The sequence below is a fragment of the Chitinispirillales bacterium ANBcel5 genome (genome assembly GCA_029688955.1).
GTDB classification, from domain to species: Bacteria; Fibrobacterota; Chitinivibrionia; order Chitinivibrionales; family Chitinispirillaceae; genus Cellulosispirillum; species Cellulosispirillum alkaliphilum.
Genome location: JARUKZ010000058.1, coordinates 1 through 17,859 on the forward strand (window position 1 = coordinate 1; position 17,859 = coordinate 17,859).

12 protein-coding genes and 1 tRNA gene are annotated in these 17,859 nt (G+C 43.7%); 8 read left to right on the forward strand and 5 right to left on the reverse strand.

The genetic code is table 11. The annotated features are described in order from the left end of the window. The first annotated feature begins 177 nt into the window (after positions 1-177). On the forward strand, positions 178-2,340 hold the full coding sequence (locus QA601_17900) for a cation:proton antiporter (GenBank protein ID MDG5816976.1): 2,163 nt from the start codon (positions 178-180) through the stop codon (positions 2,338-2,340). A gap of 54 nt (positions 2,341-2,394) precedes the next feature. On the opposite strand, the gene QA601_17905 is transcribed toward QA601_17900, so the two are convergent. Further along, entirely contained in the window at positions 2,395-4,965 is a 2,571-nt protein-coding gene (locus QA601_17905) for a carbohydrate binding domain-containing protein (GenBank protein MDG5816977.1), read from the reverse strand. Positions 4,966-5,340: 375 nt separating this feature from the next. Here QA601_17905 and QA601_17910 point away from each other — a divergent pair, with 375 nt between their 5' ends. From QA601_17910 to QA601_17920, 3 genes are all read left to right on the forward strand, one after another. Next, positions 5,341-5,952, forward strand: coding sequence for a hypothetical protein (locus QA601_17910; GenBank protein MDG5816978.1), 612 nt, complete (start codon positions 5,341-5,343; stop codon positions 5,950-5,952). A 55-nt stretch (positions 5,953-6,007) separates the two neighbouring features. Next, positions 6,008-6,083: transfer RNA gene (locus QA601_17915), tRNA-Lys, on the forward strand. A gap of 539 nt (positions 6,084-6,622) precedes the next feature. Then, complete coding sequence (locus QA601_17920; protein MDG5816979.1) at positions 6,623-7,258, forward strand: hypothetical protein; 636 nt, start codon at positions 6,623-6,625, stop codon at positions 7,256-7,258. Here the strand turns inward: QA601_17920 and QA601_17925 are convergent. Then, positions 7,251-7,649 carry an ATP-binding protein gene (locus tag QA601_17925; protein ID MDG5816980.1) on the reverse strand — a complete coding sequence of 133 codons (399 nt, stop codon included), beginning with the start codon at positions 7,647-7,649 and terminating at the stop codon, positions 7,251-7,253. The two genes, QA601_17920 and QA601_17925, sit on opposite strands and share 8 nt — an antisense overlap. A 294-nt stretch (positions 7,650-7,943) precedes the next feature. Here QA601_17925 and QA601_17930 point away from each other — a divergent pair, with 294 nt between their 5' ends. Further along, positions 7,944-10,109, forward strand: coding sequence for a fibronectin type III domain-containing protein (locus QA601_17930; protein MDG5816981.1), 2,166 nt, complete (start codon positions 7,944-7,946; stop codon positions 10,107-10,109). Between the two features lie 26 nt (positions 10,110-10,135). Here QA601_17930 and QA601_17935 read toward each other — a convergent pair whose 3' ends face one another. Continuing rightward, positions 10,136-11,893: an ATP-binding protein gene (locus tag QA601_17935; GenBank protein MDG5816982.1), complete on the reverse strand. Its 1,758-nt coding sequence runs from the start codon at positions 11,891-11,893 to the stop codon at positions 10,136-10,138. Positions 11,894-12,148: 255 nt separating this feature from the next. On the opposite strand from QA601_17935, the gene QA601_17940 reads away from it, so the two are divergent. Together QA601_17940 and cls are read left to right on the forward strand one after the other, a co-directional pair. Then, positions 12,149-12,934, forward strand: coding sequence for a VTT domain-containing protein (locus QA601_17940; GenBank protein ID MDG5816983.1), 786 nt, complete (start codon positions 12,149-12,151; stop codon positions 12,932-12,934). Next, complete coding sequence (cls, locus tag QA601_17945) at positions 12,921-14,453, forward strand: cardiolipin synthase (GenBank protein ID MDG5816984.1); 1,533 nt, start codon at positions 12,921-12,923, stop codon at positions 14,451-14,453. Before QA601_17940 ends, cls begins: the two co-directional genes overlap by 14 nt. 49 nt (positions 14,454-14,502) lie before the next feature. On the opposite strand, the gene QA601_17950 is transcribed toward cls, so the two are convergent. Further along, entirely contained in the window at positions 14,503-14,754 is a 252-nt protein-coding gene (locus QA601_17950) for a hypothetical protein (protein MDG5816985.1), read from the reverse strand. 96 nt (positions 14,755-14,850) lie between these two features. Between QA601_17950 and QA601_17955 the strand changes: the two genes are divergently transcribed. Beyond that, the gene (locus QA601_17955) at positions 14,851-17,148 is read left to right on the forward strand and encodes a carbohydrate binding domain-containing protein (GenBank protein ID MDG5816986.1); all 2,298 of its coding nucleotides are present in this window, start codon (positions 14,851-14,853) and stop codon (positions 17,146-17,148) included. An 85-nt stretch (positions 17,149-17,233) separates the two neighbouring features. Here the strand turns inward: QA601_17955 and QA601_17960 are convergent. After that, on the reverse strand, positions 17,234-17,859 hold a 626-nt coding region (locus tag QA601_17960), incomplete at its 5' end, for a hypothetical protein (protein MDG5816987.1).

The window sequence follows — 17,859 nt, forward strand, 5'->3', positions numbered from 1 at the left end:
GGGATCGCCTCCGTAGCATAATTTTCAGGGACCACATTGGTTGATTTTAAGTGCAGAAAATACTGGTATAACTTTTGTGCCATTTAAGATAACATCTTAAGCTGAGGGTTACATTTATTTATTTTAATTGGCCCGTTGGGTCAGGTTGTGATTTCTTGGTTAAAGGAGAGGCAAAGAGTGCTTAAGAACAAAAGGTGGGTTTTATCTGTTTGCTCATTTATACTGCTGTTTGGTCTTAATGCCCGGGCAGCCGAAGCCACACAAGCCGATTCGATCATCCATCTCATGGCTGATCTTATGTTCCAGCTTGGGGTAATAATAATCATAGCACGAAGTGCCCACGTTCTCTTTGAGAAGCTGCATATTTCTTCGGTGCTGGGTGAATTGGTTATCGGGATGATTATTGGTCCCTACCTTTTGGGCTCAATTGGGCTACCGGGGTTTCCCGATGGGATATTCCCCGTAGTTGAGCAGAATGCCGTTTCGGTATCTCCCCAGCTATACGGGGTTGCAACGATTGCTTCTGTATTGCTTCTGTTTACGACCGGCCTGGAAGTTGATCTGGCCTTATTGTTTAAATACTCTGTTACTGGAATTGTCGTTGGGGTTGGGGGGGTTCTGTTTTCCTTCTTTGGCGGCGCTGCACTGGGTGCGGTATTCCTGCAGACCTCTCTGTTTGATCCCAGAGTCATGTTTCTGGGGGTTATTGCCTGTGCGACATCGATGGGCATAACGGCGCGGGTATTGTCGGAAAAACGCAAGATGGATTCTCCTGAAGGTGTTACAATTCTTGCAGGAGCAGTTATTGGGGATGTGCTGGGAATAATTCTCCTTGCCGTTGTCTCCAGTCTGTTTGTGGCACTCAGGGGTGGGATGCAGGAAGAGAACGATATATCTGTTGGGCTCATAGCAATAAGGGCGATAACGGTATGGGTGGGGTTTACCGCTGGGGGTATTTTGTTTGCCAGGCATTTGAGCCGGCTAATGAAAAAGCTCAAATCCGTAGTGTACATATCGGTGGCTGCCTTTGGGGGGGCTCTTATTCTGGCCGGAATTTTTGAGAAAGCCGGTCTGGCGATGATTATTGGGGGCTACGTGATGGGTCTCAGTCTCTCAAAAACCGACCTTAACGACACTATACGGGCAACACTGGAAACCCTCAATGCCTTCTTTGTCCCCGTTTTCTTTGTGGTTATGGGGATGATGGTGAATCTTTTTGACCTCCTGACTTTAGACACGCTCATTCTTGGTGCCGTATTTACTGTGGTTGCCATTATAGCCAAGATAGTTGGTTGTGGTTTCCCTGCACTTTTTTTTAATTTCAACCGTTTTGGAGCAACAAGGGTTGGGGTGGGAATGGTTCCCCGGGGGGAAGTGGCGCTGATCATTGCAGGGATCGGTTTGTCTATGCGGATAATTGACCAGAGCCTTTTTGATGCAAGCATCATCATGACCCTGGTTACCACCGTTTTGGCGCCTCCGGTTCTCTCAAAACTTATGGATTCTGAGAAAAGGGGAACGAGGAAAGTTGTAAAGGTACGGGAAACGGAAACCACTTCCTTTGATTTCTCAACATTCGAGCTCAATGAGTTACTTACATCAAAGGTCCTGCAGGCATTCAGGGGTGAGGGCTTCTTTATCCACACCATGTCTATTTTCGGTCACACTGTTTACCACCTCAGACGCGATGAGATCAGCATCACTATGAAGACAAAAGAAGAGGTTCTTGAGTTTGAAACGGACGCTCAGGATGTGATATTTGTAAAAACCATAGTGTACGAAACGCTTCTGCAGCTCAACAGCACCATTACAAGGGTAAAAGATCTCATTCGTCCGGAAGTTTTTCTCAGAGGGCTCACTGAAGAGACTGCAAGGGGCGAGCCCGATATAAGCCGAATACTTGATGCAAGGTGCATAATTCCTGATCTCAAGTCTCAGAGCAAAACTGGGATCATCGAAGAATTACTGGATGTCATAGATAAAAATGGTTTGGTGAGTGACAGAGAGTCTGCGCTTAATGCAGTTATGGAGCGGGAAAATTCAATGAGTACCGGGATGCAGTATGGAATAGCTCTTCCTCATGGTAAAACCGATACCGTTTCAAAGGTTACCGTTTCGGTAGGTATTTCCAGAAAAGGAGTAGACTTTCAGTCGCTGGATGGTCAGCCGTCCACCATCTTTGTGATGGTCCTTTCTCCTCTTACTGTCACAGGACCCCACATTCAGTTTCTGGCCTCACTCTCCGCGCTGCTTAACAGTTCTCAGGCCAGAGAAGAGCTGCTTAACTGTAAAACGGCAGAGGAGATCTTCTGGTTTTTCAGGAAAAGACTGGGGAAGTAAAGGGCGTTCTCCGCAAAGGAGAACGCCTCTGTTAAAGCAGTTTTCTAAAGATGTTTAGTTGATAACAACTTCATACACCAGAGTTCTGCCTCTGTTAAGCCTTAGAACTCCAGCAGTACCTCTTGATCTTCTAAGTCTCATACGTCTGCCCCGTGATCCATCAAGAGCGAGCGGGTAAACAGTAACTCTTCCATCTGCAACTTCATTGAAAGTAACATTTCCCTCAATTACCTGAACCAACACTTCACCCTCTCCCGGGTCTTTAAGCAGGTTGCGTGTAGGATCGTAAACCTGACCACTCATCTTTGCCGGTCCGGTTACCACCAGATAAAAGTGTTTGGATTCGGTCAGGTCTTCACCATCCGCGGATACGGCGAAAATTGACGCATGCTTGTTCTCTATTTCGCTTGAAAAGAGTGGGAAATCGAAATTTATATCACTTATAAACCCAGATACTCCCTGTACTCTTGGCGCATCAATTTTAAGATAACCAGTTTGGCTGTTTAAAAGAAGCTCACCGGTTTCACTTCGAATGATACCGCTGTCCCGTGAAAAGAACTGAGCGTAATCATCGATATCACCCTCTGACTGACCATCAAAACTCTTTGCCACTCTTGTTATAAACGGCAGGTGATAATTGAATTCAAGCATATTTGAGTAGTTGGGGATATCATCCAACTGCTCCTGGGTGATTCCTTCCACTATCATTCCGGGTGCGGTCTGAACATCTCCGCGCAAAAAGAGCGGTGCGGCCATCACCCACTGAGCGACATCCTCGGGCTGTACAGAGAGTGTATAGTTTCTGATACGGTCCCGCCCAAGGGTATGAAGGTTAAAATCAAACTGCAGCACAGCGTCCCACCCCTGAAGAGCCGAATAAGCGGCCATAAGTGGTACTCCCTCAAGCACATACTCGTTTGGATAGCAGTGATTCCACTCTGTTATTACAAACGGTAAGTCCTTTACCCTGTAATAGGATTTGTTCTGTATGGCACTGGCGTTTGGATTTCTGAACTGAGAGCGGTTGTGAAATGGTGCGAAGAGAATATTATCCCAATCATCATTGATTTTCCACACTTCAGGATGGTCCCAGTAATCATTTGAAGCCATAAAATCCAGCACAGCATTGTTTCTAAGCATTGCCAAAAGAGGCAAAGGCATGTTGCTGCCTGCAAGCGGATACTTTACACCAAGATCACGAAGGTGATCACTTAAAGTTCTAAAATATCCTTTTTCCACAGAAGAGAGAAACTGTATACTCTCTTCGATATCGGCGTCTGCGAATTCGAGCCTGAGTCTTGGACGATCATTTTGCCAGTCAAGATCAAATGTAGCAAGGGTTTTATCACCAAACTCCGATTCTGCCCAGAGGTCCTGGAGTTCCTGACGATACGGTGGTGTAAGAATATCACCCGAGAAGGCACCAAAGATAGTGGACTCATTTATAAGTGCTGAGGCAACTATAGCTGGTTCATCTTTATAGGCTACTTCGGTAAACTCATTGACATGGTTTAGCAGCTGTTCATTAAACTCCTTTTGCAGTTCAATGATTTTTTCTGAAAAGAACCCAATCTGTTTTCCACCAAGATCAGGTGGCGTATGCTCAACCCCATCAGCTTCAGTGAATTCCCTGTGCACCAGCAGATCCAGGAAGATATAGATCCCCTCCTCTTTGCAGCGATGGATCAGATAGTCGAGCTGACGCATCGATCCGGGGCAGAGTTCACGTGTCCCCTCGACATTACCAAAGATATTGGGAACAGACCAAGGTGCATCCATATGATGAAGCCTGAGCAGGTTAGCACCCATCTTAGAAAGCCGTGATACCAACGAATCGATCTCTTCATCACTGGCAAATACATCTGCAGCTACAAGGTTAGTACCCCAGAAGCGCGCTGGTGTACCGTCTTCAAAGTAGAATTTTCCATCCTTAACCGTTAAAAAACCATGCTTTCCTGCCGGGGTATGAAGCAAACCGGACCAATCAACAAAGTGGCTTCCCGAAGCAGTATTGTTAATATCAAGTGCATACCAGTCCCCCTTATCCATAACACCGGTTAATGCTCCCTGTTCAAGCAGATTCCCTTCACTGTCACGGATTGTTACAGTAATGTCATCAAAATAGGCAGCACCGGTGGCATTTCCCAAAGCACACTGAACCTGCAGTACACGTGCAGCAGGCATCACCCGGTATGAGCGTGTGTAGTGGGTCCAGTCGGTTGTGCCGGTAACCTGGGCAACTGCAGCCGGGTACCCTCCAACAAGATTACCCTCAGCATCCCTGTATTCTATAGAGATGCGTGCATTTTCCCAATTCTCACGCCCCTGAACCACATCCTCGGTTTTTATCCAACCTGATACCGTTATGTTGGCGGCTCCTTCAGGCAGAGCAATTAGCTGATCAGCGCCACTCCAGTTACGAACTTCATTTATAACGGTAAGCCCTGCGTTTCCACTACGGGCAACATCACCTATTTCACTTCCAAAGAAGTTCCAGTTAGTCCCCCCCTCTTCGAAACTGAAATCACTTAATACGTTTCCGACACTGTCGACCACCTGCTCCTCACTGAATACAGAAGAGACAAAGGCGGCGCAAATGATAAGTATCACAGGCAACCTGTGCATAAAACCTCCCTTTAAGTGTTGTTTATTATGGAAATGTAGTGATATCTAAAATTCATGGTATAAAGTGTTTGTACCCATACAGTTTAATTAGGTTTATAGAACTTTTATACCTGTTTAATATACAATGAAGTTTTCTTTTCTAAGTTCATTTCTTAAAACCACGACTTAAGTCACTGCTTTAAACTAATAATTGTTTTATCAGTATCCTCCGATCGGCCCTTTAAGCGATACAAATACAAATGATCTTCTAAGGTCCGACTTTTGCATTTTCTTTTACAATAAGAACTATTAGAGCACTCACGGATGGGAATTTCACCATACAATTTAGTTGTTTCATAAACAAGGCAGTAAACCTTATCGTTTGAGGGTAGTACCATGAAAAAGATCATTGCAGCAGGATTTGTCAGTGTTTTTGTGCTTCTGTTTAGCTGTGGGATCACCAACAACAAAGATACCGGCGAAACCACACTTACCGTTGATTTTGGTCACGACCGGACTGAAATTGGATTAATTATGCCGGATGATATTGGTGAAGATCTTGATTTTTCTGAAGTTGAAGTAGAGGTTAATTTTGCAGCTTCGCTTAGTAACAAATTTGATGCTAAAGCCTTTTTTGACTCTGCCACCTTTTATTTAAGGCTGGAAGATATAGAAGAATCTGCACCAGCCATTACTGCTCAAATCAGCAATTTCACTCTACCGGAACTGACAGACACCACCATTACTATCCCGTTTAGAATATCCATTGATGATCCGACATTCCCCAAAGCGGCAATAAGCAAAATCTTAAAAGGAGAACCGGTTGCATACAGAGTTACAGCTGATCTCCTGTTTGATCTCATTGAAGGGGTAGAGGGAGATTTTGAAGTTATTGAATCTAAAGTTTCACAATTTGACCTGCAAACAGAGCGAATAACCACCGCGCCAAATCTTGCAGCCTTAGGAATTGTCGGTGAACTATTGCTTCGTCATCTTGATCGGTTTTAATGGTTGTTTTTGATTGTGTATTAATTTATTTTGAAATTCTTAAAAAACGAATAATGCACCATTAGCTCAGTTGGAAGAGCAACTGACTCTTAATCAGTGGGTCCCAGGTTCGAGCCCTGGATGGTGTACCAAATAAAGAGCCTCCATTACCTTGAGTTTGGAGGCTTTTTTTATGCCCTGCTCCTTTTTTTCCCTATTTTTAAAAATTTATTTCACGCTTATGCTCTCCAAAATATTAAAAAAATGTGGAAAGAGTAGTACGGAAAGTGGGCGATCCGCTAAGACGCGGCGGCCCTACCCGGTCGGGTACAATGTCCTTGGGACTCACATACGCTGGGCTAAAAATGCTGGCAGCGGAAGACCGCTTCTGCTCATTTTTTATCATATAAGCTAACTACAGTTACGCTTTTTTCTTTCAGTCCTGCCTATCGCTTGAGCGAGTGTACGGTTAATTCATAGTTATGACTGTAAAACTTGTACACACTATCCCCATAGCTTGCGTTTTTATAAACCTATCCTGCCGGACCAGCCATACTCGCGACATTAACTATGAAACTCATCCCCACAAAAAGATGACCAAAACAGGATTTTTAAGTTGGTTTTAGGTAAACACCAATATATTTTAAGTGGCCATATTTTTACATGTCAAATTTATTTCACAGGAGTTATCATGAGTCACACAATACGTTTTGCGGTAATGAGCATAGCAGCATCAATGATTTTTCTTGGTTGTGCATCTAACACATCGTTTCGAACAGCTCAACCATTGGGTAGAGGTAACAGTGATGCGTTTGTAAGTGTATCCAATGCTGGTGATGATTTCAGCGCTTTAGTCGAAGCCGGTGCCACTGTTGGTATTACAGATCAGTTTGATGTCAGTCTTAAATACACCCTTCCGGCAAGTGGTGGATTACACGCCAAATACACTCTGATTGGAGCAGATCGCCCTACTGGATTTTACTTTGCTCCGGGGCTGGGTGTTGTATACTCTGAGTTTGAGATCACAAGTGGTGATGACACATACAAGTATTCGAGAGTAGATTTCTCTGTTCCACTTTATTTAACCTACGCCCCGACAAATTGGTTCGCATTATCGGCGATCCCAATGTTTACCGGCAGAACTATGATTGAAGGGGGAGATGGATTTGCAAACGTAGTAGGTGCAAATGCCAACATGAGATTAGGAAACCGCTTAGGTGTAATTTTTGAAGGCGGTTTTCATAAAAACCTCACTGACGAAACAGATGAACAGCACTTTGGAGCAGGCCTGTTTTTTGAAATCGAAAACCTGTTACCCTTTAATTAAACTTTTTGCAGTAACAAAACAAAATAGCGATGTTTGTTAAGAGGAGCCCGGTACTAACCGGGCTTCTCTTTTTTTTGTGTACCCTTCCCACCTTCCCCTTAGCTGAGGTAAGAACGCAAAGCAAAGCATTCTCCGGAAGAGTGGTCCTGAGATAGTTCTGATTTGTTATCGGCATAAGATTCACTAAAGGCTTTCTAAGCAGATCGGTGTTAGAAAGCTTTTTTTTATCAAGCTTATTCCCTTCCTCCCCGCACACCGGCACAGTAAAGTAAAAAGTTTCTCCTTCACCTACAGTGCTCTCTACCCGGATTGTCCCGCCATGAGCACTAATAATCTCTTTTGCGATAGAAACCCCCAGACCACTTCCTTTGCTTTTGACGAACCTGTACACCTTGCAACGCACACCTTACTTCGTCAGGTTGAACTATCGTCTTCACAAACTATTAGCCATGTTGTTTACGATTCCTGACCAGTTAGCTACCCTGATTTTTAATCCTGAAAAGCATAAGATTTATATGTATATTTAGTGTAATATCGGTCTTTTTTCGACTTAGATTCAGAGAGGTCTTCATGACAAAGTTCATCATTTTTTGTGGTAGCTACCATCACCCTTTTTAGCTGTGGAATAACAGACTCAGACTCTCCTCCTTCTGATTTTCCACCTGGTAGCGTCAAAGCAGAACAGGTGCCCGGCACACACCACTTCAGGATTACATGGAACAGGGTCAAAAATGCCCAGCGATACCTGCTCGAGCGTGATTTTAATAGGGTCTATTATGGTGAAGACACCACTTTCATTGACAAAGATTTTTTCCCCAGAAACTTATACCCCGATGATACTGAACGTGTTGCGGAATACCGAGTCATAGCAATAGGTAAAAATGAACAGCAGAATCTTGCGCAATACGCCGATGCAATGTATGAAAAGCCCAAACCACCCGAAGAGGTTGAAGTTGATACTATTTCAGAGGATCTACGTATAAGCTGGAAAGGCACAGTAGATCTCAATGCTCCATACAATTATTATATTGTTTCGGTTAGAGAACACTATGAGGAGGGCGGCGCTTCCCCCTGGCAAACCATTGACGAAGTATCTGACAGTAGCAACTATGAATATCGAACCTCACGGTTTTTTTATGATTATAGCAGCGTCGAATATGGTACAGATTATGGATTTAAAGTAAACGCTGTTCGCTATGGAGTTCAGGGTAACTCAGAATATAGCACTGGATCATTAGGTAACTTACCACCTATCCGCGATTTTTCATTCGCAGAGACACGCCCTTATGAAGCCACAATTTCCTGGGAATGTGAAGTACAAAGAGCCAGCCCATCTTATAGGGTTTATGCTACCCAATCCAAACCTACCAATCCATTTGAAGCAATCAGTGATGATCTCATGCACAACAGGGAGTGGAAAATTGAATATATGCTTCCCGGAGTGCCCTATTATATCACCATAGAAACAGCTCTTTGGAATGTGGCACCCACTTTCAGTGATACTTTTATGGTACACTGGGGCGATCTTATTGAAACACCCCCCAAAACACCAGACACGGTTAATGCACGAGCCCTTGGTATGGGTGATGTGATGCAGGTATTTTGGAACCTTGTTCCGGGAGCAACAGAGTACATGGTATACAGGGCTGATCGTCTTACCGACACCTATGAACCTGTCTCTGGCTGGATAAAACCCTCATATCCATTAACACGCGGTGGGTTTAGGTTCAGTGATGGAACAGAATTTGGTTTTTTTGATGATGGTGTTACTTACCGGGACATCTACTTTTACAGGGTTAAAGCGAGAAACCAGTATGGGGAAAGTGAGCTGGGAAATTACGGCTATGGCGCCATATGGAACAATTCCTGGAGTGTGCCAGAACCTGTTACCCCTGTTGCTGCTGTTGATTCCATTTCCGGGGGGATTAGACTCTCCTGGAATGATCCGGGTAATGTTGTTGCCTTCAACGTACTAAGAGGTGAAACAAACAACATTCATCATGCGAATACAATTGCAGACTCCATTACCACAATCAGTTTTGAAGACAGGCCAGCTACCGATTCCGATACGTTATATTACTGGATTGAATGTATCGGCTACTATGAAAACACCACATCCAAAGAACCTGTAGAATTTGTGTTTCATGACAGCGAATTACCCACTGCCTCTATTTATATAACTGTAGCAGATAGCTGTGCAAACAAAGAATTAGAAAACGCTGAGGTGATCTTTGAGTGCCTGAATAAAACCACATTCACTGACTCTACAGGCTTTACTATGATTGAAGACATTCCGGTCAACTCACCCGATTCTCAGCTTTCGTGTAATATTACTGTAAAGAAGAATGGGTACCGCGAACATTCTTCATCGGTAACATTGAAAGGTGGTTTTGCCACAGGTCAGACGATACGCCTTCTTCCAAATGATGGCTGCATAGCAGACACTCTTATGACACTGGAGCTGGTAAATCCTTCTGCATCGGAAGGATTAAATATTAATCTTTACTTATTGGTTCCATCCGAAAACGATGAATATGAACCGATGAAAGTCGGTTTTATGATTGGTGACCTTTTCACTTATCCCTTTGCTGAACTTGAATGGATGCAGGAAATAATCCACATCAGCCGTTTTGTTGAAGGAACATACAAGATATTTGCAGAGATCGGATATGATCCGGGACAAGTGTTCGAAAGGACTAATGCTCAAGTGATCATCACCGATTTAGTTAATGAAGAGGAGCTAAACATTTACTCCGAGAATGCAGACGGTGACGGATCTTACTGGTACCTGGGTACCATAACAGACGGGACCATTGATTTAATTAATGAACTCAGAGAAACAGAACCTTGAGCAAACTTAATTAGGTGGGATTCAGATTAGAGGGAAGGACTCTCTTCCCTCTTTTCTACTTCCTCCCCGCACACCGGCACAGTAAAATTAAAAGTAGCTCCTTCACCTACAGAACTCTCTACCCGGATTGTGCCTCCATGAGCACTAACGATCTCTTTTGCGATGGAAAGCCCCAGACCACTTCCTTTGCTCTTTGCCGATGATGAACCCTTTATCTGAAAAAACTTGTTGAACACTCTCGATAAATTCTCACCAGAGATACCCGGTCCCTGATCTTTAATCCCTACCTTTAAGTAGCCATCATCTTCTTCCACCGAAACAGTAATCTCTTTACCATCACCACCATGCTTTGCGGCGTTGACCAGGAGGTTTAGGAGCACCTGTTTTATTCTGTTTTTATCACCATGAACAAAACTCTCCCCTGCCCTGTTTACAATACTGATTACGCTATTGTTACCAACCCTCACTGTTTCCGCGGCTTCATCTACAATAGCTTTAAGGTTAAAGCAGGCATGCTCCATCTTTATGATTCCATTTTCAATCTTCGTCACATCAAGCAACTCTTCGATCAGCGATGTCATCCGGCGCCCCTCGCTCTCTATCACTGCCAAAAACTTTTCCCTCTCTGAATCACTGATATTCTCCCCCGAAGAGCGCAGCGTTTGTGCAAAACCAATTATTCCCGCCAATGGATTGCGCACTTCATGTGCAACCATCGATAAAAATTCTGTCTTCTGTTCATTTGCGGCATGAAGCTTTTCTATAAGGGTATCGAGTTGACGATTTTTGTCACTCAACATGCGGTTACTCTCCGCAAGCTGCGCCCTGTTTCTGATACGTGACAAGGCAATGCCAATACTGGAAACCATACCTTCCAGAAACGATATGGCTTCCGCGTTAAATTTTCCCTGCCTGGTATCGGCAATCTGTAAAAACCCAAAGGGCTCTCCTGCTACCCACAGAGGAATGAGAGCAATGGAATTAAACCCCTGATTCTGACAACAGAAAATCATAGAGTAAACTGAGTAGTCACTGTTTACAGCATCTTCCTTACTGTTAACCCAAACCGTTCTGGGATATTCAAAAAGCTCTTTAGCCGCGGTTAGTTTGCCGCATGATGAGTTACACGCGGAGCTTCCTGAAAGGCATCTTGAAGAGATCCTTGCGTCTTTTGAGATGGTGGTAAAAAGCTCCCCATCATCTGAATTGTTGCGCAAGCGTATGGACGCGGTTTCATATTCACCCACAGATTGAATCTGATCCAAAATCTTCAGTATCAGATCACTTTCATCACAGTTAAACCCGTTCAATTCTTCAAGAATACTGATTGCAAGCTGCTGCCGTCTTTTCTTAACCTTAAGGGCACTACTAAGTTGACGGGCACTTTCCTCTTTTTCGGAAAGCTCTCTTTCGTATTGTTTACGGGAACTTATATCCACAACTATTCCCTGGGTGTTTAGTAACGTTCCATCAGTATCAAAGTTAGCTGTGGCATTAAGCATTACATCAACAAAGGAACCATCTTTTCGAACCAGAGTGTATTCAAAATTGTGAATATCCTCTCCATTACTAATACCTGCCCAGTGCTTCTCGAAGCGCTCACGGTGCTGAGGAATAATAAGATCAGCCCAGCTTTTCTTGCCCACCACTTCCTCTCTGCTGTAACCGGTTAGTGTAAGCTCATAATCGTTTATAGAGAGGATTTTTCGGTCCGGACCAAACTGATGAAAACCAATAAGAGCGTCTCCGTAAAAATCTTTGTTGTAACTGTCTGAGTAACGCATAGTTGTAACCCCCATTATAATAGTCACTATATTCGGGTTATGCTGTCTTATATTTTGGGTTTTTGTAACGATTTAAAGGGGTAAAAAGGGTCGCGAAACCAGACATTCTTTTTCTCTTCTTCATCTGAATTATTTTAATTCCATTACGTATTAATTAGTTTTACCTTCAGTGCTGCCCTTCTTACGTCGGGTTTTGTTTCTTAAGTGTGCTCTTTTTAAGGGCAGTGCGCAGTACCAAAGGAGTATTGGTTGGCAATGACTCTTGATATAAAAACAGTACCTGCACTTGCAAGACAGGCACTGCTGATTACCTATGATTCGGGTTTCACTGTAATTCAGAGAATAACGCTTTTGAATAAAATAAACGGAAAACGATATATTGTTGGAGCAGTCGCATTATTAATTGTTCTGTTTTCAGTGGTTATAATGCTGGATGCAGCCTACAGCACCCCTTCATCGGGTGAAGGGCTGAGGCTTTTAAGTCCCTACACCTGGATTGTTATTGCCATTAGCCTGGGAGTTTTTTGTTTGAAGGGCGCCACGATGGTGATCCCAATTTGGTTTATCTATGTGGGATTGGGGGCGACGTTTCAGCCAATTACTGCTGTATCGGTTGGTTTTGTGGGGCTTGTTCTGGAGTTGGCGGTCGGGTACTATGTAGGCAAACGATTGGGCCAGAAACGGGTGATGCCTATTATTCAAAAAAGCCGCCATGGGATGAGGATACATGGGTATGCGCTAAAAAACGGGTTTTTCAGCAGTTTTCTTGCCCGTTTCGTTCCGGGGCCACCAATCGATTCCATAAGTATGTTGTTTGGTGCCGTAGGCGCCTCGTTTACGCCTTATCTTCTGGGTTCACTGCTGGTGCTGGTTCCCAGGATGATGCTTATTGTGTTGCTGGGAAATGTGGCGCTAAGACCCCTTCAAACTCCCTACCTTGTGCCTGCGCTTATTGTCATCGCGGTGATAGTAGTTATTTATACTATAATAAGATTTCAGAAATCTGCTAAGAAAAATATTTTACCCTATGAAAAAGAATGACAAAAACCACAGTGGATTGTTGAGGATCGCATTGGTAGTAGTGGCGGTTCTGCTGCAGCTTTTTATGGTGGGCATGCTTTCCCTGTATCTTAGACAAAACTACCTCCTTATCTTTTTAGTGTTTGAATTGCTGGCAATAACCGAAGTAATTTACATACTAAGTAGAAATCATTACTCCGCGTTTTCAACCTCCTGGATAGTGATATTCCTTGTTTCTCCGGTTTTTGGGTATATACTCTATCTTCTCTGGGGTAATACCCGCATTAAGTTTAAAAAGGCAAAAATGGTACGCGCTATAGTAATGGAACAGCTTAAGATGTTTCATCACGATGAAGACGCGAGGGTTTCTCTGTTTTTTAAATTCCCTCAGCGCCGCCGCATGGTGAGATTTCTCGAGTATGAGGGATTTCCGCTGTATAATAACACCAAAAGCGAATACTACAGCACCGGAGAAGAGCTCTTTGATGCCATGCTTGAGGATCTCAAAAAAGCTCAGAAATTTATATTTATGTCCTACTTCATTATTAGCCAGGGAGAGCTTTGGCAATCGATTCTTGATATCCTAAAACAAAAGGCCGCAAGTGGTGTGGTTGTACGCGTAATGTTTGATGATCTTGGCAGTATTTTGACTGTATCAAAGGATTTTATTAAAGAGCTTAACAGTTATGGTATAGATGCCGTCGCGTTCAATCCGGTTCACAAATACCTCTCCATTCTCTATCTTAACTACAGAAACCACCAGAAAATAACTGTTATTGATGGTTCAGTCGCTTACACCGGTGGAGTAAACCTGGCAGATGAATATGCTAATATTACTGAAAAACTGGGTTACTGGAAAGACAATGGTATCAGACTTGAAGGCGACGCGGTGTATAGCATGACAATTATCTTTTTGCAGATGTGGAAAGCGCAAACAGGCCAAAAAGAGGAGTACCTTAAATACAAATCTGATAGTATTGTAAAGGGAGATGGGTTTTATCAGCCATTTAGTGACGGACCGGTTAATGATCCTCATAACCCGGCTAAAGACATGTATCACCAGATCATAGCTGCTGCTAAGGATTATGTCTACATAATGACTCCCTACCTTGTAATAGATGATTCTTTGTTAACCCAGCTGTGCGCAGCGTCTCACAGTGGGGTGGATGTAAGAATCATTACACCGAAACGGTGGGATAAATGGTATGTACATGTTGTCACCAGGTCTAATTACAGTAAATTGATGGATGCAGGGGTTTCTATTTACGAGTACACGCCAGGTTTCATCCATGCTAAAACCATTCTCTGCGACGATGACATCGCCATTGTCGGAACTATAAATATGGATTACAGAAGTTTTTATCTACACTTTGAAAACGGTGTATGGTTGTGCGGGGTACCAGCACTCAGGGATATTAAAAAGGATATCATGCATACTGTTGCATGTAGTGAAAAAATTACTGCCCGGCAGTGGAAACAACGTAGCCTGAAAGAGAAGGCGGTACAGGTACCATTGAGATTACTGGGACCTTTGCTTTAGGAACCATTTCAATTGGTGGGGGTTCAGAACTCAGCCCCCCTTGTTCCGTTCACTTTACCTCTACCCTGCGTTGTACATGACCAGTTTGCTGTTTAATATAGAAACCATTTGGTCGTTTCTCCGCAGCTACACTACCCCTAAGATCAACACTCATTTGGGTATGGTGACCGACATTTAACCCAGATCCCGCTGGGCGAATCGGCTGATTTCTCTTTACCGAAACATTTTCCTGTTCAAACACCACCTCTTTTTCGTGCAGTTTAGCTATAAACAGTCTTCTGTCTGGGCTCTGTGATGTCATAACAAATTTTCTTTACCCGAAACTATCTCATAAATTATACTACTCTGTACAACAACACCGTAACCAAACCATAACCCTATCGCACAGAGGCACCAAATGAACCGTTTTTCATTTAATTGTATATTTTTGATCTTTGTTGCAATCCTGTTCTCATCGACTCATGCAGTTATTTTGTCCGATTTTGAAGATGGTACCACAACCAACAATTTCAAAGGTGAATGGACTGCTTATGCAGACAGAGAAGACGGCGGCAACTCTGAGATTATAAACGGAACACTTAGAGAAGAGGAAGCTAACACCTGGATTATAGACCCCACCCTGGGTGAAGGGAACCCAACCGGAACACCTCTTTATGGAATGAAGATGCAATACTCTTTTGGCACAATGCTTCCGGGCAGAGGCACCAGTAGCTGGGGGGCTACCGTTGGAATTGCGACGAGTTTGTCTGATGCAAAAAATGGAGCCCGCGATCTGACAGGTGCAACACAGATTACTTTCTGGGCGAAGGCATCATCCAGATTGAATGTTCGGGTTCAAGTTCCCACTTCCGGGGTGAACGATTATGGGTATCACAGAAGGATTGTCACCATAGACACGGTTTGGGAACAGCATTCAGTTAACATCTCCCAATTAGTACAACCAACCTGGGCCAGACGGGTCTCATTCAATTTGGAAAGAGCTCTTCGCTTACAGTGGGAAATCAGCGCTGACGACTTAAATCCCAGTGAGGCTACATTCTGGTTAGATGATATAGAAATAGTTGGTTTTGATGCAAATGCTCCTGAAACGGAACTACTTGGGTCAACGATCACCGAGCGCAAACCAATATTTAACTGGAGTCATGTCACAGGAGCCCAAACCTACACAATTCAGATAGCAACCAGCAACACCTTTTCAGCCGCGTCCATAATACATCAGGATACATTATTCACCAACAGCTTCACTCCAGACTCTGACCTTCCGATCACTACCATTTTTTGGAGAGTAAAAGCCGACAACAGCCCGTGGTCAATAATGGAACAGGTTGCGGTTCTGGATGTCAGTATACCGGTATTGATTCCACAGCAAAGTCCCACATTCGACCGCAGACCTGTTTTTAGCTGGCACAGACCGCCGGTGGAGGATCCCTCTTTTACTATAGAAATTTCACAAAACTCCTCCTTTTCCCCTGTCCAAATCAGGAGCACTCGTTCCGATACATTTTATACACCCCAGGCTGATCTGCCAATTGGAGTGTTTCATTGGAGGGTAAATACGGATGGTGGTACCTGGTCAGAAGTAAACTCTTTTCTTGTAGAGGATGACAGAATTCCGCTTCTTATTCCCTACGAAAGCCCTACCTTTAACAGAAGTCCCGTTTTAACCTGGTATAAACCGTCAAGAGCAATTTCAAACTATACAATTGAACTATCTCAAAGCAGGTCTTTTTCAGATGATCCAATTGTGGAATCGGTAAGCGACACGTTTTATTTAAGTTCGAATCTGCCTGTGGGAAAGATTTTCTGGAGAGTCAGTGCTGATGATTCAGAATTTTCGGATATAGACAGTTTTGAAGTCAAGGATGCAAGAGTACCGATTCTTCTTGCTCACGAACCCAGACTCTGTAATAACAAAACCCCCACCTTTCACTGGCACCCGGTTGAGGGGGCAAGCAGCTATGTTATTCAGGTCGGAAGCAGTAACACCGGAAGCCTGGCTACCCCACATGTATCTGCACAGATTGCAGATACATTTTTTACAGTCGATGTTCCTCTGACTCCGGGATTAATCATGTGGAGAGTTCGCTCAGATCTCGTGGACACCTTTTCCCTTGTTGATACTTACACTCTCCAGGCAGATTCGATCCCCTATATTATACGTTTCGATGGGGAGATAATTAATGACACCAGGCCGGTTTTAAAGTGGCACCCTGTACCCGAAGAAACGATATATCACGTGGTACTCTCTCAACAATCAGGCATTATAGATCCACTCAGATATCCGGTTTCAGACACAACATTCACACCGCTTCACGATCTTGATTACGGAACCTGGTACTGGACTGTAAGCACAGATAAAAACCGGGGTCTTTGGTCCCTCCCTGTTGATAGTTTTGTTGTAGAACCCCCTGTCGCAATTAACAAAGAGATGAAAAAATCACCAGAAATGATTTCGGTTTCAGCAAGAAAGAACAATTTCTCCCTTCTCTACAACAGCCCCCTGCAATCGGGCAGGCTTTCAGTTTTTGATATCCGTGGAAGGCTACTACACACACAAACCATTAGCCCGGGAACAAAAGAGGTCTACTGGAATTACAGGGACCGGTCTGGAAGAGCTTTATCAAACGGAGTTTTTATTATAAGGGTTGAAACAGGGGAACTGGTCAATTTATATACAGTTAAGCTGAAAAAATAACCATACGATAAGTACCACTGAGATTACCGGGGCCTTTGCTGTAACAAACACATTGTTTCCATAACCCAAGGCCCCTTATTTCAATTCACTTTACCTCTACCCTGCGTTGTACATGACCAGTTTGCTGTTTGATATAGAAACCACTTGGTCGTTTCTCCGCAGCTACAGTACCCCTGAGATCAACACTCCTTGGGGTATGGTGTCCGGTATTTAAACCAGATCCCGCCGGGCGAATTGGCTGATTTCTCTTTACCGAAACATTTTCCTGTTCGAACACCACCTCTTTTTCGTGCAGTTGTGTTTCAGCACTGCTGATAAAGTAAAAAACAATAGCTTTAGCATCATACTCTTCGCCATCAGGATCGTACTTATAGTATGTTATGGTATAGTCCTCATCACTAAGCCTGTAATTAACAACGACTTTTTCGTTCACAAGGGCTACATCGGTAATTTCTGCTATCCGGTTCCCTTCAAAAGCAACCGCAATCGATGTGTCAAAGTAGGTAGAATCATTATACCACCTCTCAGTCCTTTCTGGAATACCTGGTATTGCTCTTGTATTTGCAAAATTGTTACTCAAGATATAGTCATTCCAGCCTCCAAAACTCCTGAAAACCATCGGGGTTGTTTCCTCCACTTGTTCTATATTGCCCAGTCCGGCATAGAGAGTAAAGTGAAGATTTTCCCCGGGTGAACTACAGAAAAAAACAC